Genomic DNA, 25,920 nt, shown 5'->3' with positions numbered 1-25,920 from the left:
TTTAATTTTTAACCGTTAACTATTGATATGATATCATTGTACAAAGCAAAACCAGTTTCAATTTTCCCTGCTCCAGCGCCAACTATCGTAGTATCTCCTAAAATACTAGAGGTGATTTTTAAGGCATTAGTGGCATCTGAAATACCATATAATGAATCATTCATTGGTATCAATTTAGGGCAGACTGAACCATGAACAATACCTTTATCATCCTTCCAAACGCTTCCAATTAGTTTCCATCTCTTATTATTTGCTGATGCTTCTTTTACATCTGAAAGTGTAATTTTAGATATTCCCTTTATTTCAATATTTTCTTGAATTAATTGCACATCAAAAACAACATTTGCCAAAATCATTACTTTAGCCAAAGTGTCTAAACCTTCAACATCACTTGTAGGATCTGCCTCTGCATATCCTAGTTTTTGTGCCTGTGAAAGTGCGTCATTATAAGACATTCCTAATTCCATTTTAGACAGAATATAATTAGATGTTCCGTTCATAATACCACTTACAGCAGTAATATCTGAGCCTAAAAGACCATTGTTTAAAACATTAATAATAGGTGTACCACTCATTACAGTTCCTTCAATTGCTACAGTTTTTTTCATTAATGAGGCTAAATTGAAAATTTGTTTATAAGCTACAGCGAATGGTCCTTTGTTAGTAGTGACAATATGCTTATCAGTTTTTAGTGCAGATTCCATGTGAGATATTGCTGGTTGTCCTGTTTTAATATCTGTAAAACTAGCCTCAATAATGATAACGAATTAGATAAAACTGATGAACAAATAATTAGGCTCTTACAGAAGAATGCTAGATTATCTAATAAGCAAATTGCTGTAGAAGTTGGAATTGCAGAATCTACTTGCTCTGAAAGGATGAGAAAATTGCATAGAAAAAAAATATTCTTCGGGTTTCATGCTATTGTTGATTCTTCTAAACTTGGTACGAATATAGAAGCAATGGTTGCTATAAAATTAACTAAAAACACAAAAGATCAAGTTGATCATTTTAAAAACGCAATGTCTTTGTTACCTGAAGTTGTGAATATTTACCATTTAGCGGGGCAAATAGATTTTCTGCTTTACATTGCAGTAAGAGATAAAAATCATTTAAGAGATTTTGTAATGGATAATCTTACAAAAGATTATGTAAAAAGTTTAGAAACCTCTTTGATTTATGATTTTTCACAAAACCCATTGTTTCCAATTTATTTAGATCATGAATAGAGGAGAAAATCTAATTAAATTAATGATTAGATCTTCTACTCTATAAATTACTAATCGAAAAAATAAATTTCCTTATATTTTTAATTTGAAACAAACAACTTTGGTTTCAGACATCGCTTCAATAGCGGACTTTACTCCTTCTCTGCCTATTCCGCTGCTTTTAACGCCACCAAAAGGCATTGCATCTATTCTATAATCAGTGGAATCGTTAATCATTACACTAGCACACTCTAGTTCATTAATTGCTTTATGTGCATTATTAATATCATTCGTAAAAATTGCCGTATGTAATCCAAAAGGAGACTTATTACAGTTCTCTATAGCTTGATCTAAGTTTTTTACTTTAGAAATAGTTACCACAGGCCCAAAAACTTCTTTGCAATTGGCAATATCATTATTGCAGTCAGCCTCTAATATGGTTGGTGTATAGCAATTACCAATTGTTTTTCCACCACTAATTATCTTAGCTCCATGGGCTATACTTTCGTTAATAAATTTATCAATTTGATTAATCGATTCTTTACTTATAATTGGTCCAATATCTATATCTTCTGATAAAGGTGAACCAATCTTTAAAGTAGAAGTTAATTGAGAAAAATTATTTAAAAATGAATCGTAAACAGTCTCTTCTACAAAAATTCGTTTAACACCGACACAATTTTGGCCACTTGCAAAAAATGCTCCTGAAACACAAGACTGAACTGCTTCTTCTAAATCTGCATCAGATAGAACTATAACAGGTGAATTTGAACCAAGTTCCATCACTATTTTTTTTAAACCTGCTTTTCTCTGGATTACCTTTGCTGCTTCCACTCCCCCCGTAAAACTTATCAATCTTATTCTATCATCGCTAATGAGAGCGTCACCAAAGTATTCTGGTGAACCCGTAATAATACTTAACATCTCTTTTGGTAAACCAGCCTCAAAAAGAATTTCTCCAAACTTAATGGCTACTAAAGGTGTATAATCACTAGGTTTTAATATCACAGGATTTCCTGCAGCAATTGCTGGACCCAATTTGTGACAAATCAAGTTTAAAGGATCATTAAAAGGTGTAATGGCAACAACAATACCAATAGGGACTTTGGTTTCGTACCCAACTCTATCCTCTGAGCCTGGAACAGCGTTAAACGGAATTGTTTCTCCAATTATTCTTCCTGCTTCTTCTGCAGAAAGTTGCATCGTATTTAAAGCTCTAGTGACTTCTTTTCTTGCCTGAACTATTGTCTTTATTCCTTCAGTTGCAATGAGATTCGATAATGCATCAAATTCTTGCTCCATTATGGTTACGGCTTTTCTAAGAATTGCTATTCTTTCTGAAGCGGACATTTTTCTACCAATAGCCTCTCCTTTTTTTGCTAGATCAAGTGCATTCATTACATCTTGCTTAGTTGACTGAGGAACTGTTCCTATTACTTTTCCTGTATAACTATTATAAACAGTTACGGTACTTATGTTTTTTTTATCTATTACCATGTTTTAATTTTTAACCGTTAACTATTGATATGATATCATTGTACAAAGCAAAACCAGTTTCAATTTTCCCTGCTCCAGCGCCAACTATCGTAGTATCTCCTAAAATACTAGAGGTGATTTTTAAGGCATTAGTGGCATCTGAAATACCATATAATGAATCATTCATTGGTATCAATTTAGGGCAGACTGAACCATGAACAATACCTTTATCATCCTTCCAAACGCTTCCAATTAGTTTCCATCTCTTATTATTTGCTGATGCTTCTTTTACATCTGAAAGTGTAATTTTAGATATTCCCTTTATTTCAATATTTTCTTGAATTAATTGCACATCAAAAACAACATTTGCCAAAATCATTACTTTAGCCAAAGTGTCTAAACCTTCAACATCACTTGTAGGATCTGCCTCTGCATATCCTAGTTTTTGTGCCTGTGAAAGTGCGTCATTATAAGACATTCCTAATTCCATTTTAGACAGAATATAATTAGATGTTCCGTTCATAATACCACTTACAGCAGTAATATCTGAGCCTAAAAGACCATTGTTTAAAACATTAATAATAGGTGTACCACTCATTACAGTTCCTTCAATTGCTACAGTTTTTTTCATTAATGAGGCTAAATTGAAAATTTGTTTATAAGCTACAGCGAATGGTCCTTTGTTAGTAGTGACAATATGCTTATCAGTTTTTAGTGCAGATTCCATGTGAGATATTGCTGGTTGTCCTGTTTTAATATCTGTAAAACTAGCCTCAATAATGATATCTGCATTAATTTCTTGTATTGCTTTAGGAATATCAATTATAGTATCTGTTAGCAAGCTATAATTACCTTTTTTAGCATTTAAAAGCACATCATGCATATTAATACCATTAGCATCTATCTTACTACCTTTCATTATATCCAGTATTCCTACTGTTTGTATTTCTAGATTTTTAGCTACAGGTAATACAGAATTATTTCTTAAAATAATTTCAGCTAATCCTTGTGATACAATTCCAAACCCTACATATACTATTTTTACCATTTGTAATTATTTAAATTCATGTTTACAGGGCAAAACTATGTATATATTCGATTAAAATATTTATAAATGAATTGTATTCGGAATATAATTTTTATACTGAATTATCTGTGATTATTAAATAAATATTGTAAACAAAATTAAAATCGTTGAGTAATAATTTATTTAGCAAATTTTCATAAAATTTTTAGTGGATAATTCTGAAATCTAACTTTTTAGTTTAATCTTTCCATTCCACACACATTATGCTTCCCTTCTAAGTCGTCGCATAAAAAGTGCTCCATTAACATTGTAGTAGAAACTTTTAGAATAAATTTTTTTGAAGAAGCTTTAGGAACAACTTTCACTTTTAAGCAAACCTCAAGTTACATAACGCGGTACATTATAGAGCAAATACATAATTGTTCCTGCAACCAGTAATTCAGGCTATTTACATATAATTGCATTTATAGTATTTAAGATTTTATCTATAATTATAATTAAAGTATTCTTTAATAGCTCTATTTCAATGAGGCTTTTAATTTCTATGCTATATTCCTGTATTTGGTAAATAAAATTTCAAATACGCGATTCTAAAGAAAGTTCATATTTAATAATTTATAACTGTCAGTTAAAATTTTCTCATAGTGGCTTTACGAGCAACTCGTTAAAAATTATAGAGTATTCTAAAGGTTAAAGGTTTTACCACAATGCCTGATTTGCCGTAAAATAAAGTATATTGCCCAAAATAAAACTTAGAACGTAATTAACGTTACACAAATTCTTATTTAAAACTACTACTTAATGGATTTTACGAACCCCTTAGTTTATGGAGTTCCTTGTTTTTTAGGCTTTATCGCGATAGAGCTTACCTACAGCAAAGCTTTTGATGACAAACAATTATATAAATGGAAAGACTTATTATCAAGTTTATCACTTGGAATTGGATCTGCAGTGGTTGGCGCACTTATAAAAACAGTAGCTGTAATATTTGTTTTTAATTTTGCCTATGACCTCTTCAATCCTATAGTAGATGGTGTTCGCACTAATATTATGGGCTGGGAATCTTTTGGATATGCTTGGTACATTTGGCTTTTTTGTATGCTTTTAGATGATTTTTCTTATTACTGGTTCCATCGACAAAATCATATGGTCCGCATTTTATGGGCAGCACATATCGTACATCATTCTTCAGATAATTTTAATTTAGGGACGGCCGTCCGCAATGGTTGGTTTACTATTTTTTACAAACCATTTTTTTATGTTTGGATTGTAATCATTGGTTTCCCACCAGAAATGCTTGTTGTTTGCATGGGTATTGAAGCTTTATGGCAATTTCAACTACATACACAATATATAAAAAAGATGGGGTTTATAGAAAAGTTCATCAATACGCACACCATGCATCAAGTGCACCACGCACGTAATATTGAATACATGGACAAAAACCATGGTGGCTTCCTCAATATTTTTGATAGAATTTTTGGAACTTGGAAAGAACTAGACGATTCCATCGCTATAGAATACGGGGTTTCTATACCTCCAGATTCTTATAATTTGTTTGTTATTTTAACTCACGAATACAAAAATATTTGGGATGACATGAAAAAGTCAAACAATTGGTATCACAAGTTTATGTATGTTTTTGGCGCACCTGGTTGGAGTCATGACGGCAGTACTCTTACCATAAAGCAATTTAGGTACGAAATGGCAAAAGTATCTGAAAGCAACCTTGTGAATACTGCTAAATTATAAACGGATGTTATGCTTACCTCCTATCAACCTATGCTAAAAACCTCTGCAGACTCTCAGCAGTAGATTCATTATCTCATATTTTTTAAAAAATCTTTATTTCAGCGGAAACTGAACTATTTCTTGAGATTTATTTCTAATCTAACTGCTGCAGTGCATAAAACAATCGGTTTTGTGCATTTTCTTGTGAGCCAAATATCGAGCGAGATAAAATTCCATCTTTTGTAATTAAAATCCATTGTGGCGTTCCATCTGATTCAAATTGGTCATAAACCGAATGGTCTTCATCCAGAAAAATAGGAAAAGGAAGTTCGTCAATTGTAAAAATACTCTTGATTTCGCTTTCGGTAACTTTTGCATTAGTAAAGTTGGTATGAATACCTACTACTTGTACAGCTTCATTTTCCTTTTGTAATTGATGTGCTAAAGGAATTGCACGTCCAGTGCATCCTAAACATTGATTATTATAGATTATTGCCAAAATAGCTTTCCCTTCGTAGATTTTAAGTAGATCGATTGGATTGCAGTTAAAATCTTGAACTATAATGGATTCAACAGCTTCATTTTCTTTATTCATTTAGTAAGAGTAACCGTTATGTGACCTTCTTTTTTTAGCTCTTTTTAGCTCTTTTTGGTAAAAGTAATTTGTGAATGAATTTCATTTTTTTTACCATATTTGGTGTGATAATAAATGGATAAACGTCAGGAACTCCCATCGCTCTATTCATACTATTGACTGCAAATGATAAAGGAACACAAGTTTCGATGATAACATCAAAATCTTTTTCAGTATAAGGATCGAAAGAAACGCTAGCCTGCAGCGTATTCGCTTTATCGATTGGTTTTACATTCAAACCAAAAAAGTAGGCTGTCTCTAGCATATCCATAATATGCAAATAATGTGCCCAGGTTTCCGCCCAATCTTCCCAAGAATGTGATGTAGCATACCTACTAATAAATGACTCTTGCCAATTTTCAGGAGCTCCTTTCTTATAGTATTCTTGTAACGAATCACCATAGTTTAATCTTTCATTTCCAAAAATTGCTCGGTACTCTTTCAACGCCTTCTTGTTGGTATATATCAATCGATCCCAGAAATAGTGTCCTACTTCATGTCTAAGATGCCCAATCAATGTACGATAAGGCTCTAACATTTGCTTTCGCATTTTCTCTCTAAGCACAGAATCGGCTTCCTTTAAAAGAATAGTAATAACCCCATTTGCATGGCCTGTCATAAGCTTTGGATCATGTTTTTGAACCACAAAGTCAAAACAAAACCCTTCTTCATTGCCCAATTTACTTTCCAAATCTAGACCAATTTTCTGAAGCTGATAAATCAAACGGTGTTTTGCAACTTCAAGATGTTGCCATTTTTCAAAATTTTCTTCGTCAGAAAGATTAGGTATCGTTCGGTTTAGCTGACAAGCTTGACAAAATTCTTCTGGAGAATCCTTCTCTATTAGCCAATTACAAACGTCATATTCTTTGTTTTTGCAATATTTGTATTCGATTTTTTCTCGATCAGAAATCAAGGTGTCACCAATAGGATCGAAAGTAAGCATTTTGCGATCTTCATCTCTAAAACCGGATAAATGACCACAATTGTCACATTTGTAACTTTCAAAAAATAAGGACTGGGCACAATGCCCACATTGAAATATTTTCATAAATTTAATCTTGATGTATTTATAGCTAAAACTTTGCACTTTAGTGCAGCTCGCTTTAGCTTCTGCGACCATTTTTCACGACGAATTTCACAGATTTGCACTAATTAATTTGTGCTAATTTGTGAAATTCGAGGTTAATTTTTAATCTTGTAGACCTTTAGTCCGGAACTGCAAATGTATGTACTTTCAGCCTATAATGGTTTACTTATATTTTTCTATTGAAAGTTGGGTTATTAACTTAGAAGTAGCGCTGCCTCGAATACCTCCAGAGACTGGCATTGTATTTTCGAAGTGCGCACTGGATGCAATCGGAAAATGAGTATTCCCTGTAAAAATACCGTGACTTGGATCTAAACCTAGCCAACCAATTCCTGGTAAAAAGACCTCTACCCAAGCATGCAGTTCATAAGCGGGGTGGATCATGTCAAAATAATAGTAACCACTTACAAAACGAGCAGCGATTCCAAACTGTCTTAACAAGTTTATTTGCATCCATGACAAATCTCGGCAAGATCCTCTTTTTATTGTAAAGGTTTCGTCTGGTTGTAATGGTGATCCTACTTCTCTATATTCAACACTAAAATCGTCATGTAATTGTTTAGTCAGATTTGTTAAAAATGCAATCGTATTAAACTCTGAAGCTTTTAGAATGGCTGTTCCATACTCAATTAATTCTTGTGAGATGAGTTGGCCCTCTAACGTAGAAAAAAGTAATTTTTTCTGCAATTCATCGTATTGTAAGGGTAGTTGATTAAAGTGTAGTGGATAAATTAGAAAATCAAAAGGATTAAAGGCTTTTGTTTCTAGAATACTCGTTGACGTAATAGTTAATTGCTTCGTCATCCCTTCAAACCAGCAGAAATCTACCATATTATTTTCTTCATCTTGTATTACCTTATGCCCTACTGGTTCTGACAGAATCGTTATCGAATAATCCGTTACATCGACATAAGCTGTTTGTCTTGGTCGGAATCTTAAATAATGAGGCTCTAGAAATACTTCTGAATTAAATAAATAGACGGTGTTATGAGTAATCTTAAATTTCATTGGTTGATTCTAATTTTTAGTATTCTAACACCTTGGTACAATTAATTTTAAGGATTAGTTCTCGATACCTGCCCGTGGCAGACAGGTATTTTTTTTTCGTTTCATTCTACAAAATACACTCGAACTGACGATTTTGAAAACTAAACAGCTAGTTATTCTATTTTACTTCTGAGTAATCAGTTTGTATCACAAAGAAAGAGTTGTAAATAGCTGAAGATATTTTATTTAACTTTCCTTGGATCTCATCCAGATACTCATGCATACCTTTATCTATAATGTCATTAATGTCAATATATTCTAATTGCGATCTTAAGGCGCCTAATTGTTTTTGTGCATCATTACTAAAGCCAACAGAACTACCAGACAACGTAATAAGAGATTGCTCAGCAATTAGTAGACAAGCAAGTATAGATCTAGGAAATTCTCTATCTAGAATCAAAAACTCTGCAATACAGGAAGGCGATAGCTTTCCGTATTTTTTTCTATACATATCGTAAGCACTTACTGATTTTAAAAGGGCTGCCCATTGTATTAAATCTAACGACGATCCAACTTCCTTAGGAGAGTCTAATAAAAGATGGTATTTAGCGTCTAGTACTCTTGATGTTTTATCTGCACGTTCTAAAACTTGTCCCAATTTACCAAAATTCCAACCTTCATTCCTAGATATAGTAGAATCATACATCCCGTAAACTAATTGACATCCGTTTTTTATTTGGGTAAAAAAGTCTCTAATATTTACATCTAAACATTGTTTTTTTTCTTGACCGTCTTTCACTAAAAAATAAAGGGCATTGATTTGCTCCCACACTTCTTTTGTGATTTCGGTTCTTACGGCACGTGCATTTTCTCTTGCATTTAAAATACAATTGTAAATTGAGTTTGGATTTCTTTCCTCAAAAGCTAGAAAATAGATGACTTTCGTTTTTTCTACTTTCGAATTAAGCGATTGATACAATTCCCAATCTCCTGTAATAACTACAAGTGGTTGCCATTGCTGTATTTCATTAGGTGGTAATTCCAATGATAAATTAAAGTTAACATCCATAAAACGGGCATAATTCTCTGCACGTTCTAAATACCTATTCATCCAATATATTGTGTTTGCTACTCTTCCAAGCATAATTTTTTTAATTTTAATTGTTTAATATCCAAGTATCTTTACTTCCTCCACCTTGGGACGAATTGACGACGATTGAGCCTTTTTTTAGCGCCACACGTGTTAATGCTCCTGGAATAATTTTTATACTATCTTCTCCATATAACGCATAAGGCCTTAAATCTACATGACGTCCTTCAATCGTGTCCTCAGTCAAAGTAGGTACTCTGGAAAGGTTAATCATCGGTTGTGCAATATAATTTCTTGGATTGTGTTTTATTTTTGCAATAAATTCTTGTTGCTCTTTTTTAGTAGATTTTGGACCTATAAGCATTCCATAACCACCTGAAGCATCCGTTTGTTTCACCACTAAATTATGAATATTTTCAATAACATATTTACGATCGGCTTCTTCATCACAAATATAGGTTTGCACATTTGGTATAATCATCTCTTCACCTAAGTAGTATTTGATGATTCGAGGAATATAAGCATAAACTGCTTTATCATCTACAACGCCTGTTCCAGGTGCATTAACTAGTACTACGTTTCCTTTTAGATAGGCTTTAAATAATCCAGGAGTTCCTAACACAGAATTTTTATTAAATGCTAGTGGGTCAATAAATTCATCATCCACACGACGATAAATAACATCTACACGTTGCAAACCAGCGGTGGTTATCATAAATACGACATCGTCTTTTACAATTAAATCTTTACCTTCTACTAACTCCGCGCCCATTTGTTGTGCTAAATAAGAATGCTCAAAATAAGCCGAATTAAAAATACCTGGTGTTAATACAACAACGTTAGGTTTTTCAACATCAGTAAGTGATTCTAAAGTATCTCTTAAAATGTGTGTGTAATTGTATACAGGCTTTACTCCTAGCTTTTTGAATAGTTCAGGAAATGTTCTTTTCAGAATTTCTCTGTTTTCAAGCATGTAAGAAACTCCCGAAGGACATCTTAGATTGTCCTCAAGTACATAATATTGTCCATCACCACCTTTGATTAAGTCAGAACCAGTAATGTGACACCAAATGTCTTTTGGTGGTGTAAATCCTTGTAATTGCTTTAAGTAAGAAGCACTAGATAAAATTAATTCTTTTGGGATAATTTTATCTTTGATGACTTTTTGGTCATTATAAATATCCTGTATAAACAAGTTTAGTGCTCTAATACGTTGCTGTAAGCCTTTTTCTAAGTGCGTCCATTCTGTATTATCAATTATTCTAGGAATAATATCTAAATGAAGAATTCGCTCTACACCTTGATTGTCGTCATACACATTGAAGGTCATTCCTAATGATAGTTGGGCTCTATCAGTAGCGTGTTGAAGGCTTTGTAGCTTCTTATGACTCACTTTTTGGAGCCGTTCTAAAAATAACTTATAATTGGGCCGAACGTTATTATTTTCATCAAACATTTCGTCATAATACCCCTTGGTATCGTATTCTGATAAATTTAACTTTAACATGAAAAATAGTGAATTTATTCCTTTTTTAAAACATCTTTTACTTGCTTTTTTAAGCGCAAATAAAGTTTAATTTTGAATTAAAAAGAGGATTGGTTTTTTTTAAAAAAATTATAACAAACTAGAAAAGTACTAGATTTATATTTCTCAATATACGAATAATATACTATAAAATCCTACAAATATGAAGTTAAATGTAATTTTAGTTGTTATAAAATTAAATATTCTATATACTTTTTATATGTAAAATGCTTTAAATCAAATGGTTATTTACTTTGTTTTGTGTAGTTAGAACAGATACCCATTATTGTGCATTATGTAAGTAAATAATTATCTAGCGTTCCAAATAAGTACTAATATTTTTTTTTATTGCAACGCTCCGACTCTAATATTAGAACCAATTTTTAAGACGAGTTCGGTAGCAAATTTTGTTTAAAAATGCATTTTGGACCTTATATATTAAATCCAGAAATAAGATCATTCGATTGCTGTTTTTTTAGCCTTTCTACAAACCACTATTTTTAGGTATAAAAAGTGGCTGACGGTTACTTTCCCTTTTTGTTGTTTAAACTAAAAAAGTCCCAAAGCTTTTACACTTTGGAACTAATAAATTAAGATTTTGATGAAATCTTATGTCTCTAAAATTTTTATCAGACGCTTAGTTCTGTCGCATATTCGAAAAAAACAGCATCTAAAGTCAATTTAGATGCTGTTTTTTTAATGCGATATAAATATATTGTTCTTATTTAAGCGATTTCATATCAATTACAAATCTATATTTAACGTCATTGCTTGTAACACGTTCATACGCTGTATTAATATCTTGCATATTGATAAGTTCAATATCGCTAGTAATATTATGTTCGCCACAGAAATCTAACATCTCTTGTGTTTCCTTAATACCTCCAATTAAAGAACCAGCAATACGCTTACGTCCCATAATGATATTTCCTCCATGAAATGGTTTTAAAGGTTCTACTGCACCAACTAAAACCATTGTTGCATCAATTTTCAGCAATCCTAAATATGGATCCATCTCATGACCTACAGGAATTGTGTTTAAAATAAAATCGAAACTACCTTGGTGTTTCTTCATGTCTTCTTGATCTTTCGATACTAAAACTTCATGAGCACCTAAACGGGTAGCATCTTTTCCTTTTTCTGGCGATGTTGTAATCATAACCACATGAGCACCTAATGCATTGGCAAATTTAACGCCCATATGACCTAATCCTCCTAAACCTACTACACCTACTTTATCTCCTTTTTTTACGTTCCAATGGCGTAGTGGTGACCATGTAGTAACTCCTGCGCATAATAGTGGTGCAGTTGCTGCTTCGTCTAAATTTTCTGGAATGCGTAGTACAAATTTTTCATCAACAACTACTGACGTTGAATAACCTCCGTAAGTTTGTTTACCTTCAAGATGTTTGTCTGGACTGTTGTAAGTAAATGTTGCTCCATTTTCGCAAAATTGTTCTAAATCTTGCTTGCAAGAAGAACATGTTTGGCAAGAGTCTACCATACAACCTACTCCTACTAAATCACCTACTTTGTGGCTAGTAACACTATTTCCTACTTCCACTACTCGACCAATGATCTCATGTCCAGGCACTACAGGGTAGGTTGATCCATTCCATTCATTTCTAGCTGTATGTATGTCACTATGACAAACACCGCTATAAGTGATATCAATTTTTACATCGTCTGTTCCTACAGCTCTTCTTTCAATGTTTAAAGGTTTTAAATCTTCTGTTGATGCTGTTGCACCATATGCTTTTACTGTTGTCGTTGCCATTATTATGTGATTTTTAAGTTACTTTTAATTCGATTTCCGTATTGCTATTTAATTCGAAGCTTTTGGATAATCTGTGTACCCTTCTGCCCCTCCTGCGTAAAACGTACTTTGATCCCACTCTGCTATATCCAAGTTGTTTTCAAAACGCTCTACTAAATCCGGATTAGAAACGTATGGCTTACCGTAAGCTACTAAATCTGCATGACCTTCTTCAATTACTTTATTTCCTTTTTCTTGATCAAATGCTGAATTAATCATTAATGTTCCGTTGTATAAAGGTCGGAAATATTTAGCGATTTCTGTCACAGCATATGGTATTTCTGAAACATCTGTAAATGGTTCAGAAAGATGAACGTATGCTAAGTTATAATCATTTAATTTTTTAATAATGTATTCAAACGTTGGGATTGTGTCTTCATCCATAGTCGTTCCGAATGGACCATTTAATGATGGATTAAAACGTGCTCCAATTTTTTCCTGCGGAATGACTTCTTTAATAGCGTCTAAAACTTCAAAAAATATACGCGCTTTGTTTTCAATACTTCCACCATACTCGTCCGTTCTTTTATTAGATGTTCCGTTAAAGAACTGCTGAAACAAATAGCCATTAGAGGAATGTATTTCTACTCCATCAAAACCTGCTTTTACTGCATTTGCAGCTGAATGTTGAAAATCTTTTACCGTCGTTTTAATATCTTCAATGGTCATTTCCTTAGGTGTAACAGTATCTTTAAACCCTTCTGGAGTAAATGATTTATCGTTTGGATTTATAGCTGAAGCGGATAATGGTAATGCTCCATTATGAAAATCAGGATGAGACATACGTCCTACATGCCACAATTGAATAAAGATTTTCCCACCTTTATCATGTACACGTTTGGTTACTTTTTTCCAACCTTCTACTTGCTCATCTGTGTAAATACCAGCTGTATTGATATAACCCACAGCATCACGAGACACTTGCGAGCCTTCTGTAATAATTAAACCTGCTGATGCACGTTGCTCGTAATACAAGCCATGTAGCTCATCTGTTGGAACGTTACCTTCATTGTCTGCTCTACCACGTGTCATAGGTGCCATGACAACTCTGTTATTAAGGTTAATATTTTTGTTATATGGTGTTAATAAATGTTGTTTGCTCATGTTATTTTTTATAAATTATTAATTCCTACAAATTTACATTACCGCAACACGAATATCATTGACCTAGATCAATTAGGATTAATTTAACTTTATTTTCAACAGCCACAATATGGGCTTTAATTTGAATTGGCTGTAGTTTAAACCTTAACCTAAAATAAGTTTATTTTCTATTTTGAATGGTATTCGGCAAAAAACTTTTAATCAAATCGCTCTAAGTATCGTTCCAATTCATCCAATTGAATCCTAAATTTAGAGCTGCATGACTTTTTTGTAATTAAAATTAAAAAGTTCCAAAGCTTTTACACTTTGGAACCTATTATTAGATGTTTTGAAAAAAAGAAGAACATTCATAATTTACATCCAAGTAACAATGTCTTCTATGTTTCTTCTTGATTTAGGATTTACTGGATCTGCTTTTCTGTATCCAAAAGCAACCATAAAAGATAAACCGTATTTGTCAGTATCTACGCCAAATTTTTCTCTTAGTAAAGCTTCTGCTTTTTCTTGGTGAAAACCTTCAATAGGACAACTATCAATACCTGTTAAAGCAGCAGCAGTCATCATGTTTCCTAAAGCAAGGTACGTTTGTTTAGACGACCAGTCGAATAGTTTTTTGTCTGTGTCCAAATCAAAATCACGCTCTTGAAACTCTCTGTAGAATTTAGAATACATTTCGATTACATCAGCAGGCATTTTTTTGACATCTTTCATCATAGACATAACATATGCTGAATCGTGCTTTACCATGGGTGCTTTCATTGATAAACCCAAAACAAAATGACTTGCAGTATCTAATTTTAACGGTGCTCCCCAAGCTACTGGCTTCAATAATTCGCGTAATTCTTTGTCTTGAACTACAATAAAATGCCAAGGTTCAAATCCAAAAGAGCTAGGAGATAGATGTGCTGTTTCTAAGATGAATTTCATGTCATCATCAGAAATAATTTTTGTAGCATCAAATTCTTTAGTTGCATGTCTGAATTGAAAGGCGTTGACTATGTCTTCGTTTGCTATGTTTGGTGTTGTCATATTCTATTATATATTTTATTAAAGCTTACAAAATTACAGGACTATGACAGAAACCTTCTTGACTTATATCAAGTAAGATAGATTTAACATTTTCATAACTACGTCTCTTTTCTGGTTTGACTCTTATGTTTTTAAATGGCGCCATTAGGCTCGGGCTTATAAAAAAGCGGATTTTCTTTTCGTCGAAATCTACAAGTTACAATGTATAATTTCAATGTTACAATTGACTGGATTATAGTATAATAGGTGTATTATAAACTCATTAAACCTTCCTTCTACATTGTTAGAAAAAGTGCTCTGTCACAATATAGAAGAGAAATTTATTTACCTCTTAATCAATCCAAATCGTTTTTGTATTTACAAATTCACGAATTCCATAAGCAGCTAGTTCTCTTCCGTAACCGCTATTTTTGATTCCACCAAAAGGTAATCTTGGATCAGAAACCACCAGTTTATTTACAAAACTACTTCCTGCTTCCAGTTGTAACGCTAATTTTTCTCCGCGCTCTATATCTTTAGTAAATACTCCAGAACCCAAACCAAATTGAGAATTGTTAGCTAATTCCACAGCATGGGCATCATCTTTTGCTCGTATCACTGAGGCTACAGGGCCAAATAATTCGTTGTCAAATGCTTCCATTCCTGGTTCTAAATCAACCAATATACTTGCAGGATAATAAGCGCCTTTCCCTTCGGGGATTGTTCCTCCAAGAACCAAACGTCCTCCTTGTTGTATTGTTTTTTGTACTTGTTCGTGCAATTCATCTCTTAAATCTAGTCTTGCCATTGGCCCGTAGTAGGAATCTTCATCGGTTGGCCCACCCATTTTTGCCGCTTTCATTTTCTTAGTGAATAGAGCTAGAAAGTCGTCATAGATTGCATCATGAACAATAAATCGTTTGGCTGCAATACAAGTTTGTCCGTTGTTTTGTAGTCGGCCCAAAGTAGCCAAGTCAGTTGCTTTTTCTAAATCTACGTCGTCCAGGATTATGTAGGCATCACTACCGCCTAATTCCATTACCGTTTTCTTTAAGTTTTGCCCGGCAATTGAAGCTATGGAACGACCAGCAGCGTCGCTTCCCGTAAGTGTAATGGCGGCAATATTCTTATCTTCGATAAGTTTTTTCACGTCTTTAGAATCCACATTCAAATTCATAAATACGCCTTTTGGAAAACCTGCTTTAATGAAAGCGTCTTCGATAGCAAAAGCACAGCCCTGAACATTAGAAGCATGTTTTAAAACTCCGGTGTTACCTGCCATTAATGCCGGAATAGCAAACCGAATCGCCTGATAGAATGGAAAATTCCACGGCATTACCGCGAGAATTACTCCAATGGGCTGAAAGGTCACATAACTTTTTGTTGCCTCCGTTTTTACGGTTTCATTGGCTAGCAAAGTGCTTGCATGTTCTGCATAATACCTGCATACCCAAGCACATTTTTCAATCTCTTTGCGCGCCTGGCCAATAACTTTACCCATTTCTTGGGTCGCCAGTTGCGCGTATTCTTCCTTGTTTGCGTCTAGAACATCGGCTAATGCGTAGATTAGTTTGGCTCTTTCTTCAAATGTTTTTTGTTTCCAAAGATGGAATTCCTTTTTTGAAGCTGCGATTATATCGAGTGCTTCACTACTTGTAATTCGGTCGTATTCACTTATTTTTTCTCCCGTTGCCGGATTGATACTTATAGTCTTTGCCATTATTTTTATTTTTAAGTCTGTAGCGCCGTTTTGTTAGCGTAAAGTATAAATGTACTAAAAAGGTAGCCGTAATTTATTCGCATTTGGTTTAATTTAGGATTGCACTGCTTTGCTTTTTTGCAACAGATTACCTACTTCTTTTTAGCTGTGGTAACGAGGAGGAGAATAAAGTCCCATGATCTATTGAGAAATTATAGCCACTAATTTATAGATTTTTAAAAACAAGTTTTTCTGAATAAGTGCTAAGCAAAAAAATGCTCATGACATACTAGCTAGATAATTTTAAATTTTAGTATTGTTTGGTACAAATTATAAATTAGAGGCTCGAGATCAAATGAGGAGTAAACGTTGTGATTAGTGGCAAAAGATAGCTAGACTGACAGGACTGTCATGCTTTTTATGGCATTGACGAGACAGTATCAGACTTTAAAAATGGCAATATAATTCTTAAATCGTTGGTAAATTCATTAGTTTTAGAAGAATAAGTTGCCAAATCGGTCATTTCTCCAAACTATTTCTATTTACGGGCTCTTTGGCGTGGTTTTGGCGCATAAGAAAACGTAAGTTTAAATTTAAATACGCAATGGGTAAAAATTACACAAATCGTATTTTTAAAATTAAAAAAACAATTTTATGATTCAAGTTAGAGAGAACAACACAGTTAAGGTACATTACGTTGGAAAATTATCAGATGGTCAAGTATTTGATACTTCAGAAGGAAAAGAACCTTTAGAGTTTACTTTAGGACAAGGAAAATTGATTCCCGGATTTGAAAAAGGGCTAATCGATATGAAATTAAACGAGAAAAAAACAATAACTATTTCACAAGAGGATGCTTATGGTGAAGCGCGCCAAGATCTAATTCAAGAAGTAGATAAAAGCCAACTTCCTGAGGATATTACACCTGAGGTTGGAATGGGATTAGTTTCTAAATCTTCTGATGGAAACGAAATGAATTTGCTAATCGTTGAAGTGAAAGAAGCGACTATCGTCATTGACGGTAATCATCCATTGGCAGGAAAAGAGTTGATTTTTGATCTTGAAGTAGTTGATATTCAAGGATAAGAAAAACAATATATTGATTAAATCCTGACAGATAACTCTTTATCTGTCAGGATTTTTTTTATGTTTTTTTGCGCATTCTTTAAACAAAGGACAATGTACTGCTGCTGCTAAGAACGTTTGCATCCTGTAAATAAGAATCACTTCTCTTATTTAGCACTTTTTAAATCTGATAATATTAAGTGGGTCGTGGGTTCGCCATAAACCAATAAACGATCAATAAATTTCTGTAAATGCAGTTGATCTACTAAAACCACTTTCATAAATATATTATGCGTGCCAGTAATCCTATTGACTTCGCTTATTTCTGGAAATTCATTCAGCTGCTTGCAAAAGGTATTTAGTTTTCCGCTAAACAACTTAAACATTATAAAAACCTCTAGACCATAACCCAGTTTTTGATTGTTGAGCGATAATTTATAGCCGGTAATGATTTCGTTGTCTTCCAGTTTTTGGATACGCTCCCGTACCGAAGATGGCGAAAGTCCTATTTGTTTGCCAATATCGACATAGGAAGCTCTTGCGTTTATCTCTAATTGCGCTATTATCTTTAAATCTATTGTATCAACCATTAAAAAAGTTTTTGAGCCTAAAAATACCGTTTTATTATGGATAAAAGCTATTTTATCGATGGAATAAATTTTAAGAATACTACGTCGAATAGTAATTTTGTACCATGGATGCAACGTTATTATTACTTACTATTGGGATATTTACAGGGTTTTTTATTCAAACTATTATTGGCTTTGCTGGGGCCTTAATTGCTTTGCCTTTTTTATTGTGTGTGATGCCCTTATCTGAGGCGGTTTCTTATATCTCGATGTTTTATTTGATCTCCACTCCTATTTATGTTTATAAAGAATGGAAGGATATCGATAAAACCTTACTCAAAAAACTGGCTATCTCTTCATTTTTTGGCGTTCTTGTGGGTGTGATTGTTTTGATTTATGGGAAACCACTTTTTCTAAAAAAAGCTTTGGGTGTATTTGTGATTCTATTTGTTTTGAATAGTTTAAGAACAAAAAAACCGAGCATGAATCTGGGAAAAGTTAAGGGAGTTTTTGGGTTTTTAGGAGGCTTTTTCTCTGGATTGTTTTCGACCGGAGGCCCGTTGTATGTCATGATTGTACAAAACGAAACTACTGATGTAAAGACTTTTAGAGCGACTATGTTTGGTGCTTTGGGATTAGTAACGCTAATGCGAATACCCGTTTTGGTAGTAACTGGTTTAATGACGATGCACCAGGTGTATAATGCCATTTATGTTTTGCCCTTTTTTATACTCGCCTTATTTCTAGGCAAAAAAGTCTATTTAAAACTTGATGATGTGCTGATTAAAAAAATAATATTAGGGCTACTCTTTTTATCTGGAATCATGTTAGTGGTAAGTAAGTAACTAAAGGCTATTCTAATTTGATTTGAAAAACAAAAAACCGAAATAGATCTGTATGTCTATTTCGGTTTTTTTTATAATTGGGATTAACGTTTGTGCTGCTTTGGGATGGTGGGAAATTCATAATATTTTAACTTTCTGCTTTGCAGAAGACTTGATGCGAAACGGTAATTCCACTAAGTTTCAGCTAGCTTAAAACAGTTGTTGGCAAATCGTTATTTTATATATTTTCCATCTTTAAAGTTTTGAACTTCTAGTAAATTTCCATCTACATCAAATAAATTTAGTGTTCCAGTTCCGTCTTTTAAAGTGCCTTTATCTAATTGCTTTCCATTTCCATCTAAACAATTAATTATATTTATTAGTTTTCCATCTGTGTACAATCTTTCTGTATAAATTTTTCCATTAGTATGATACCAATTCCATTGACCAATTAATTTTCCATTATCTAATGTGCCAATTCCTTGTCTATTTCCGTTTTCGTGGAAAAACTTCCATTCTCCGTCTTGTTTTCCATTATTAAATTTACCGATCTGGTGCAATTTGCCATTTTCGTGAAAAATTTTCCAAACACCAATTTCTTCTCCATTAACATATTTTCCTTTTTGAAATATCTTTCCGTTTTTATGATAAAATTTCCATTTTCCATTTTGTAAATCACTGGATGTTCTCCCTATCTTTTTTAACTCACCACTGTCATAAGATTCTTTTGTCAGTTTACAAGAAACAAGTAATAAAGTCGTAATAATTACGATAATAATTTTTTTCATAAATTAATCTTGATATTTGTCCGTTTCGTTTTACAATGGCTTATAACATTTCGCTGCTTTGAGATGGCTGGAAGTTCGTAACCGCTCATTTTTCGGCTTAACGAAAACTTGATGCGAAACGATAATTCCACTAAATTCAAGCAAGCTGAATGGCTGTTAGTAAACGTTTTTATAATTTAATTCCAAAAACTATTTAATTTGTTAAATTGCTCTTCATTATTACCTTGATTTTCATATTTATATAAATTATCCCAATATGTTTTTCCGTTGATTTTAACGAATACTTTATAATATCCTTTTGCAAGATTCCCTATGTTCATTGTAAAACTGTTTGATGTTTGTCCGCTAAGAGAAACAATTGAATTCGTGATAATTGATTGTTCGCTGTACAAATCTGTGTTCAAAATACTGCTGAAGTTTACATCTTGATGAATTTTTTCGGGTTTTGCTGATACTAACCAAACATCAGTAACATTTTCTTGTGCTAAAATATAAACTGATTCGTTAGCTGGATTAGGGTAAATTTTAAACTTGTTATTTACTAAAACATTCGGGTTTCCAAGTTGTAATATTATTTCGTTTTGATCTAGTGTTTGTCTACAATTAATTCCAGTCACTAAATTTAAGGCAGTCTTATCAGTTAGAATATCAGTTTCATCCTTGTTACAGCTTAGTGCCAAAATAGAGATGAGTATAAAAATTTTCTTCATATTAATTATATTATAATTTCAATTTACAGTTAGTTTCGGTAAAATGTTTGCTAACTACCATTGGCTTTAGGGACTAAATTAAGATTTATCTTTCGGTTCAATACTTTAAATTCAATTACAAAACCAACTTCAAGTCAAGCCGAATATCCAAATGTGGCAAAACGACTAGTTGTTCGGTTTTCTATTTATCAATATTTTCAATTGTTACATTGTTTCTATCTTTCCATATTCCATTTTGGATAGTTATCACACCGTATTTATCGTGATAATATGTGTTTCCAAGTTTAGGATCAAGTATTTTTCCAGTTAAATAATTTGGAATACAAATTGTTTGTCCATTTTGTTCGTGTGGTTTATACCCTTCGTCACAAAGATTTTGTTTTTCACAGCTCAAGATTACTGAACTTATTAGAAGCAATAGGATAATTTTATTTTTCATTTTTATGTTTAATATGTTGGACTTTATTTTTTCATTGTTAAAACCATATATCTTGCAATCTTTGGATTGTCAATTGATATATTCATACCATTTGCAAATATTGAAATAGGATTTAAAGGTTAATATTCGGCGCCAAATGAACCACGAATAAAATATGCGTCTCCTTTTTTTTGCCCTAATTTCAACTACATTTTTACTACTAGCATTCCAATTATATTTATGTATTTCATTCGCTTTTACCTTATGCAAATAATAACTTTCAGTTTTCGGCTTAACGAAAATTTGATGCGAGACAGTAATTCCACTAAATTCCAACTAGCTCAAAACCTTTGTTGGCATATCGGTTTATTTTCCGTTAGTTTTTTCCGAATTCTTTTTTATGTGTATCAATACTCTATCGTGAATTTTGTGTATTATTAAATCACTCCATATTTGCCAATAAAAAGCGGGTTTTATATTGTGATAATACCAAGTTGTTCCTTCAAGTAATGTTTTTCCGTTTTCTAGTTCTGTTAATTTAAATTGTCCTTTTTTTGAAACAAAATAATCGTGTAAATGTGGTGCGTCAATATTCCAAAAACTCAATTCTTTCATTGGTGCAGGTTGTTCAAGAACATCAAATTTCAATAATTTACCCTCGTTCCAAACTGTTACAGGTTCTACGAAACTTCCTGTTGTAAAATTACAATGTCTTACAGAACCTATACCGCTTCCAATAATTTTTGCGTTAATCGGATATGCAATTCCTATTTTAAATATAAATTCAGTTGGTTTATCTAGTTCTGGAAATTCAATTACGTTTTTCCAAACTTCCATAGGTTTAGCGTTTATAATAATTGAAGTTGTTACCGAAGTCAATTCGGGTTCGATTTTATTTTCTACGAAAGAAGTTAAAGGAATTATTGCGATAAGAATTACTAAAGCAGATGGAGTAGTATTTTTTGAATATTGTAATAAACTATATCCAATTAAACTACCAAGCCAAGTGAATAAAATTCCGATTGGTGCTGCCATTACGATACAAATCAAGCCTTCGATTGCAAAAACAATTAAAGCCAAAGTGCAAATTGCAAGAGTTGTAAAACCAATCCAAATCGCTTCACTTTTAGTTATTCTATTTTTGTAACCATAAAGGAATGTTGAACATAATCCAATTAAAAACGGAGTTAGCATAAAAAGTGCAATTCCGTATTCTCCAATTCCATAAATTCCCCAAAGTGATAAAACCCCAGCAATACAAGCTGTAATTGTTACCGAAACCCATTTTCGCTTGGTTTCATTTACTTGTATTAATTTGTCAAATATTTTCATTTATTATAAATTGTTCTTTCGTGTTTCTGTCACACAAAAATGATGCACAACGTTTTGCCACTTTGAGATGGCCGTAAATTCGTAACGTCTCAGTTTTCGGCTTAACGAAAACTTGATGCATAACGGTAATTCCACTAAGATTCAGCTAGCCCAGAACTGTTACCGCTGGTTATTCCCTTTTCTGCTCCTTGAAAATATCTTCTAAGGTTTCTTTGTACTTAGTATATTTATATAGATTTCGTTCTTTTAAAATTGAACCAAGCAATAGATCATTTTTTTCTTTTTCAGAGCCACCTTCCTTATTTAGGCAAATTAAATGATATAAAAGTGTCTCGTAGTATTTGTCAAGGTAATAACTTTTATAACTCTGAATTCCCTTATCCTCGACGATATTCATTTCAAAGTCTGCAAAATAAAAGTCTGTATATTGATAATATGGTCTTCCATTAATCTTTGGAAAATTTTCGATAAAGTCATATGCTGTTTTTGTGTTTGCAGGTTTGACAACATTCATATAACCCCAGATTGTAGTTCCACAAAAACTAATTGCTTTTAGAACGAAAATTCCTTTCTCTGTTTCGTCTTTTAAATTATAATCCTTGATTTTTAAGTCTGTATTTGAAAGGTTGAAGGGTTGATTTTTATTTCCTATTGATGTAAATAACATGTCGTAATAATTGTCAATCAATTCATAGTTTGGGATGTCTTTGTTTGACAAACTGTCTATTAACTTATTATTGTCAACTCGGTTTTCATTTCTCAAGTTAAGATTAATAGCTCTGATAATAAAAAGCTGTTTCAAAACACTTGATTCAGGTCTTGATAAAAATGGTTGAGTTAAAAGTTTGTTTTTATTCGTAATGCTTTGAGTAATGAATTCAGCCGCTAATTTTAAATTTTGCGGTATGTCTGATTTTATTTCTTTCAAAACGTCTTTTGTCGGCTCGTTTCGAAACATAAAATCTTTGTAAGTTCTACCGAGCTCTATCATTTTTTGGCTTTCTGTAACTTGTCCAAATGTCAAAAGAGTCAAGCTAGTGGCTAAAAATGTAAAAATTATTCTCTTCATATTATGATTATTGTTGATTTATAATGAGTGGTAACGTTCTGGTAATACAGCGGGTTTGGGATTAAAAATGCGTAATCTTTCGGTTATGCCAAAACTTCCAAATACAAAAGCGATTTTCCATTAAGCCAAATCCCCAAATCCCTTGTAGTGGCTGTTAGGCAACGTTTTTTTTTGCTGTTTCTATTCTTTTTAGAGTCGTTTCTTTAAATTTTTCACTCAATTCAGAAATTAAATCTTGATGCTTTTCCAATTCCAAAAGTTTCTCCCAATTCTTCTCTTTTTCTAAATGACTTGAAATTGATGGAATAATATTTTTAGGAAATGAGTAATAAAATTCCTTTGGATTTTTTAATTCAGACAATAAGTTGCTTATTTCTCTATGTCTATTTAGAATTTCAAAATATTTTTCAGTTGTTTTCTCTTTTTTGTTTATCTGATTCTGGTTTTCAGATTTGAGATTTAAAACCCGTTCGACTTTTTCTAACTGACTTTCAGAAAAGCCAACAGGAATATTAACGTTACCATACCATTTGTCATCATAATCGTCGTGGGAAAGTCCTCCCCAAACAATTATTTTTCCATTATGCCATTCATCCAATGAGATGTTAAGTCTTTTGTTTCCTTTTGGTGTATAGCCAAGTAATTTATTTTCATTGTTATAAATTTCAACAGCATACATATCGTGCGAATTACTGCCTGTTTTTGCATAACCTATAAATTCACAATTATGAATTTGGAGGTTTAAGTTTTGATAAAACATTCCTTTTATATCAAAGGTTTTAATTCCTTTACTTTTGTAAAGTAATTTTTCCTCTGTTAAATCGATTTCAATTGGCTTTTCAATTGATTTCTTTGGATGGATAATTGTTCTTGCTGTTCTGACAGTCTTTTCCGATTTGCTTTTTCCAATGAAATAAACAATTGCGATTATAATTACTATGATTAAGATAAATTCGGTCATCTTTTTTTATTTTTAAAATGTTGCCTAACTTCTGTATACTCGCCACTCTATAGCGACTATACCCCTTATTTAGGGTGGATACCCGCAATTCCCTGGCGTTTATCTCAATATTCAAATATATAGTTTTTTTTACGAATCTTCTTATTAAAATATTCTCGCTCTTAATACTTTTTCAAATATAAGTTCTAAATATATAGTTGCTTTACGGGAAACCGTAAACGGGATTGAATTGCACTAAATATACTAGCCTCGATAGCAGTGAAAAGCCTTTATGGACTGAAACTACTTTTTTCTTGTTGTGGCAGTGCGACCAAAGGAAGCGCCTGCCCCAACCTAGAAAAAGCGTTGAAGCCGGAAAGCTTGAAACGGATAGCGTGATTAGCTCCTAAAAAAATATATAAAGCTGAATTATATAAGACGTTGCGGTGGTTTTTTAGGAATTTAATTTTTTACCTTTGCAAAAAAATAAAAAAGCAATTTTGAGTACCATTACACATAGATCTAAATTAAAATATTTCCAGCTCGTTTTAATTTTAGGTTTTCTTACCGCACTTGGCCCGTTTTCAATTGATATGTATTTGCCTGGTTTTTCTGGAATTGCAGCAGACCTAAACACTACTGTGGCCAAAGTTGCCATGACCTTATCGAGTTATTTCATAGGGATTTCAGCGGGGCAATTGCTGTACGGTCCGTTATTAGACCGTTATGGTAGAAAAAAACCATTGTTTATAGGGCTGTTAGTTTACATCTTAGCTTCATTAGGTTGCGCATTTGTTACTGATATTGATACGTTTATTGGTTTACGATTCATACAAGCCGTGGGAAGTTGTGCTGCTACAGTAGCTTCAATAGCCATGGTTCGGGATTTATTTCCTGTTAAAGAAATTCCAAAAGTACTTTCTCTATTGATGTTAGTGGTTGGGCTTTCGCCAATGCTAGCCCCAACAATTGGAGGTTATGTAACTGCAGCTTACGGATGGCACGTTGTGTTTTTAATTTTAATGGGGATTGGGATTGTAATTCTTTTGGCGGCTCAGTTTGGCTTACCGCATACATTTGAACCGGATACTTCTATATCTTTGAAACCAAAACCAATTATTCTTAATTTTTGGAGTGTGACAAGAGAGCCTCAGTTTTATACCTACGCTTTTACAGGAGCGATCGCTTTCTCGGGCTTGTTTACCTATGTTGCCGCCTCCCCTATTTTATTTATGGATATTTTTAAAGTGGATGCCAAAACCTACGGTTGGATTTTTGCTTTCATGTCGTTGAGTTTCATCAGTGCCAGTCAGTTAAATTCCTTGTTATTGAGAAAATTTAGCAGTGAGCAAATGATCTTCGGAGCATTGATTACACAATCGGTTATTAGTATTACTTTTTTAATCGCTGCGATGAACGGCCTTTTAGGATTGTACGAAACGATTGGGATGTTGTTTATATTCCTAGCTTGTTTGGGGATTTCAAACCCTAATACCGCTGCGCTGACTTTGGCTCCATTCTCAAAAAATGCGGGAAGCGCCTCTGCGTTAATGGGCGCGATTCAATTGGGATTAGGTGCATTTGCTTCTTTTGCGGTAGGTGTTTTTGTAAAAGACTCTATGGTACCTATGGTTGTGATTATGATGGTTAGTACGATAGCTGCTTTGGTGGTTTTAATTTTTGGAAGACGTAAGATTACTGTAAAATATTAAGTTGCTACGTTATTTAAACATATAAGTCATTTAAGGAAAAGATTTTTAAATAGATGAGGATATTGTTTATTTTAATTACGTCGGGCATACTTTTTAGG

Annotated in this window: 24 protein-coding genes; 5 read left to right on the top strand and 19 right to left on the bottom strand. The window is 33.0% G+C overall.

The genetic code is table 11. The features are described 5' to 3' along the window. Window positions 1–8: 8 nt before the first annotated feature. Window positions 9–713: a homoserine dehydrogenase gene (locus AAC069_RS09305; protein ID WP_339920265.1), complete on the bottom strand. Its 705-nt coding sequence runs from the start codon at window positions 711–713 to the stop codon at window positions 9–11. Between AAC069_RS09305 and AAC069_RS09300 the strand changes: the two genes are divergently transcribed. After that, window positions 705–1,229: an Lrp/AsnC family transcriptional regulator gene (locus AAC069_RS09300; RefSeq protein ID WP_339920198.1), complete on the top strand. Its 525-nt coding sequence runs from the start codon at window positions 705–707 to the stop codon at window positions 1,227–1,229. The two genes, AAC069_RS09305 and AAC069_RS09300, sit on opposite strands and share 9 nt — an antisense overlap. Window positions 1,230–1,301: 72 nt before the next feature. Here AAC069_RS09300 and AAC069_RS09295 read toward each other — a convergent pair whose 3' ends face one another. Continuing rightward, on the bottom strand, window positions 1,302–2,705 hold the full coding sequence (locus tag AAC069_RS09295; protein WP_339920197.1) for an aldehyde dehydrogenase family protein: 1,404 nt from the start codon (window positions 2,703–2,705) through the stop codon (window positions 1,302–1,304). A gap of 10 nt (window positions 2,706–2,715) precedes the next feature. Then, window positions 2,716–3,732: a homoserine dehydrogenase gene (locus AAC069_RS09290; protein ID WP_339920196.1), complete on the bottom strand. Its 1,017-nt coding sequence runs from the start codon at window positions 3,730–3,732 to the stop codon at window positions 2,716–2,718. A 780-nt stretch (window positions 3,733–4,512) separates the two neighbouring features. Between AAC069_RS09290 and AAC069_RS09285 the strand changes: the two genes are divergently transcribed. Then, on the top strand, window positions 4,513–5,463 hold the full coding sequence (locus AAC069_RS09285; protein WP_339920195.1) for a sterol desaturase family protein: 951 nt from the start codon (window positions 4,513–4,515) through the stop codon (window positions 5,461–5,463). Between the two features lie 133 nt (window positions 5,464–5,596). On the opposite strand, the gene AAC069_RS09280 is transcribed toward AAC069_RS09285, so the two are convergent. From AAC069_RS09280 to AAC069_RS09240, 9 genes are all read right to left on the bottom strand, one after another. Further along, window positions 5,597–6,037, bottom strand: coding sequence for a redoxin domain-containing protein (locus tag AAC069_RS09280; RefSeq protein WP_339920194.1), 441 nt, complete (start codon window positions 6,035–6,037; stop codon window positions 5,597–5,599). A gap of 34 nt (window positions 6,038–6,071) precedes the next feature. Next, entirely contained in the window at window positions 6,072–7,127 is a 1,056-nt protein-coding gene (locus AAC069_RS09275; protein WP_339920193.1) for a putative zinc-binding peptidase, read from the bottom strand. Window positions 7,128–7,328: 201 nt separating this feature from the next. After that, on the bottom strand, window positions 7,329–8,174 hold the full coding sequence (locus tag AAC069_RS09270; protein ID WP_339920192.1) for a transglutaminase family protein: 846 nt from the start codon (window positions 8,172–8,174) through the stop codon (window positions 7,329–7,331). Between the two features lie 157 nt (window positions 8,175–8,331). After that, window positions 8,332–9,297 carry an alpha-E domain-containing protein gene (locus AAC069_RS09265; RefSeq protein ID WP_091087950.1) on the bottom strand — a complete coding sequence of 322 codons (966 nt, stop codon included), beginning with the start codon at window positions 9,295–9,297 and terminating at the stop codon, window positions 8,332–8,334. Between the two features lie 13 nt (window positions 9,298–9,310). Continuing rightward, entirely contained in the window at window positions 9,311–10,750 is a 1,440-nt protein-coding gene (locus tag AAC069_RS09260; protein WP_339920191.1) for a circularly permuted type 2 ATP-grasp protein, read from the bottom strand. Between the two features lie 739 nt (window positions 10,751–11,489). Continuing rightward, on the bottom strand, window positions 11,490–12,545 hold the full coding sequence (locus tag AAC069_RS09255) for an NAD(P)-dependent alcohol dehydrogenase (RefSeq protein WP_339920190.1): 1,056 nt from the start codon (window positions 12,543–12,545) through the stop codon (window positions 11,490–11,492). Between the two features lie 48 nt (window positions 12,546–12,593). Continuing rightward, a complete protein-coding gene (locus AAC069_RS09250) occupies window positions 12,594–13,688 on the bottom strand; it encodes an alkene reductase (RefSeq protein ID WP_339920189.1) in 1,095 nt (364 codons plus the stop codon). 354 nt (window positions 13,689–14,042) lie between these two features. Continuing rightward, window positions 14,043–14,717, bottom strand: a complete 675-nt coding sequence (locus AAC069_RS09245) for an NAD(P)H-dependent oxidoreductase (protein WP_339920188.1) — start codon at window positions 14,715–14,717, stop codon at window positions 14,043–14,045. Window positions 14,718–15,048: 331 nt separating this feature from the next. Next, window positions 15,049–16,416, bottom strand: coding sequence for an NAD-dependent succinate-semialdehyde dehydrogenase (locus AAC069_RS09240; protein ID WP_339920187.1), 1,368 nt, complete (start codon window positions 16,414–16,416; stop codon window positions 15,049–15,051). 633 nt (window positions 16,417–17,049) lie between these two features. Here AAC069_RS09240 and AAC069_RS09235 point away from each other — a divergent pair. Beyond that, window positions 17,050–17,481: a peptidylprolyl isomerase gene (locus tag AAC069_RS09235; protein WP_339920186.1), complete on the top strand. Its 432-nt coding sequence runs from the start codon at window positions 17,050–17,052 to the stop codon at window positions 17,479–17,481. Between the two features lie 146 nt (window positions 17,482–17,627). Here the strand turns inward: AAC069_RS09235 and AAC069_RS09230 are convergent, their stop codons facing one another. Continuing rightward, window positions 17,628–18,050 carry an Lrp/AsnC family transcriptional regulator gene (locus AAC069_RS09230; RefSeq protein WP_339920185.1) on the bottom strand — a complete coding sequence of 141 codons (423 nt, stop codon included), beginning with the start codon at window positions 18,048–18,050 and terminating at the stop codon, window positions 17,628–17,630. 104 nt (window positions 18,051–18,154) lie between these two features. Between AAC069_RS09230 and AAC069_RS09225 the strand changes: the two genes are divergently transcribed. Beyond that, on the top strand, window positions 18,155–18,874 hold the full coding sequence (locus AAC069_RS09225; RefSeq protein WP_339920184.1) for a sulfite exporter TauE/SafE family protein: 720 nt from the start codon (window positions 18,155–18,157) through the stop codon (window positions 18,872–18,874). Between the two features lie 212 nt (window positions 18,875–19,086). On the opposite strand, the gene AAC069_RS09220 is transcribed toward AAC069_RS09225, so the two are convergent. The 6 genes from AAC069_RS09220 to AAC069_RS09195 all read right to left on the bottom strand — a co-directional run bounded on the left by AAC069_RS09220 (window position 19,087) and on the right by AAC069_RS09195 (window position 24,131). Then, window positions 19,087–19,641: a hypothetical protein gene (locus AAC069_RS09220; RefSeq protein WP_339920183.1), complete on the bottom strand. Its 555-nt coding sequence runs from the start codon at window positions 19,639–19,641 to the stop codon at window positions 19,087–19,089. A gap of 176 nt (window positions 19,642–19,817) precedes the next feature. Beyond that, complete coding sequence (locus AAC069_RS09215) at window positions 19,818–20,351, bottom strand: hypothetical protein (protein ID WP_339920182.1); 534 nt, start codon at window positions 20,349–20,351, stop codon at window positions 19,818–19,820. Between the two features lie 181 nt (window positions 20,352–20,532). After that, on the bottom strand, window positions 20,533–20,790 hold the full coding sequence (locus AAC069_RS09210) for a hypothetical protein (RefSeq protein ID WP_339920181.1): 258 nt from the start codon (window positions 20,788–20,790) through the stop codon (window positions 20,533–20,535). 345 nt (window positions 20,791–21,135) lie between these two features. Further along, window positions 21,136–22,101, bottom strand: coding sequence for a hypothetical protein (locus AAC069_RS09205; protein ID WP_339920180.1), 966 nt, complete (start codon window positions 22,099–22,101; stop codon window positions 21,136–21,138). A gap of 169 nt (window positions 22,102–22,270) precedes the next feature. Continuing rightward, window positions 22,271–23,170: a hypothetical protein gene (locus AAC069_RS09200; RefSeq protein WP_339920179.1), complete on the bottom strand. Its 900-nt coding sequence runs from the start codon at window positions 23,168–23,170 to the stop codon at window positions 22,271–22,273. Window positions 23,171–23,324: 154 nt separating this feature from the next. Next, window positions 23,325–24,131 carry a hypothetical protein gene (locus tag AAC069_RS09195; RefSeq protein ID WP_339920178.1) on the bottom strand — a complete coding sequence of 269 codons (807 nt, stop codon included), beginning with the start codon at window positions 24,129–24,131 and terminating at the stop codon, window positions 23,325–23,327. Between the two features lie 479 nt (window positions 24,132–24,610). On the opposite strand from AAC069_RS09195, the gene AAC069_RS09190 reads away from it, so the two are divergent. Further along, on the top strand, window positions 24,611–25,822 hold the full coding sequence (locus AAC069_RS09190; RefSeq protein WP_339920177.1) for a multidrug effflux MFS transporter: 1,212 nt from the start codon (window positions 24,611–24,613) through the stop codon (window positions 25,820–25,822). Window positions 25,823–25,920: the final 98 nt, after the last annotated feature.

This window comes from uncultured Flavobacterium sp., assembly GCF_963974175.1.
Taxonomy (GTDB): domain Bacteria; phylum Bacteroidota; class Bacteroidia; order Flavobacteriales; family Flavobacteriaceae; genus Flavobacterium.
The sequence above is the reverse complement of the archived record's forward strand: the minus strand, read 5'-3'. Positions and strand labels throughout refer to the sequence as shown.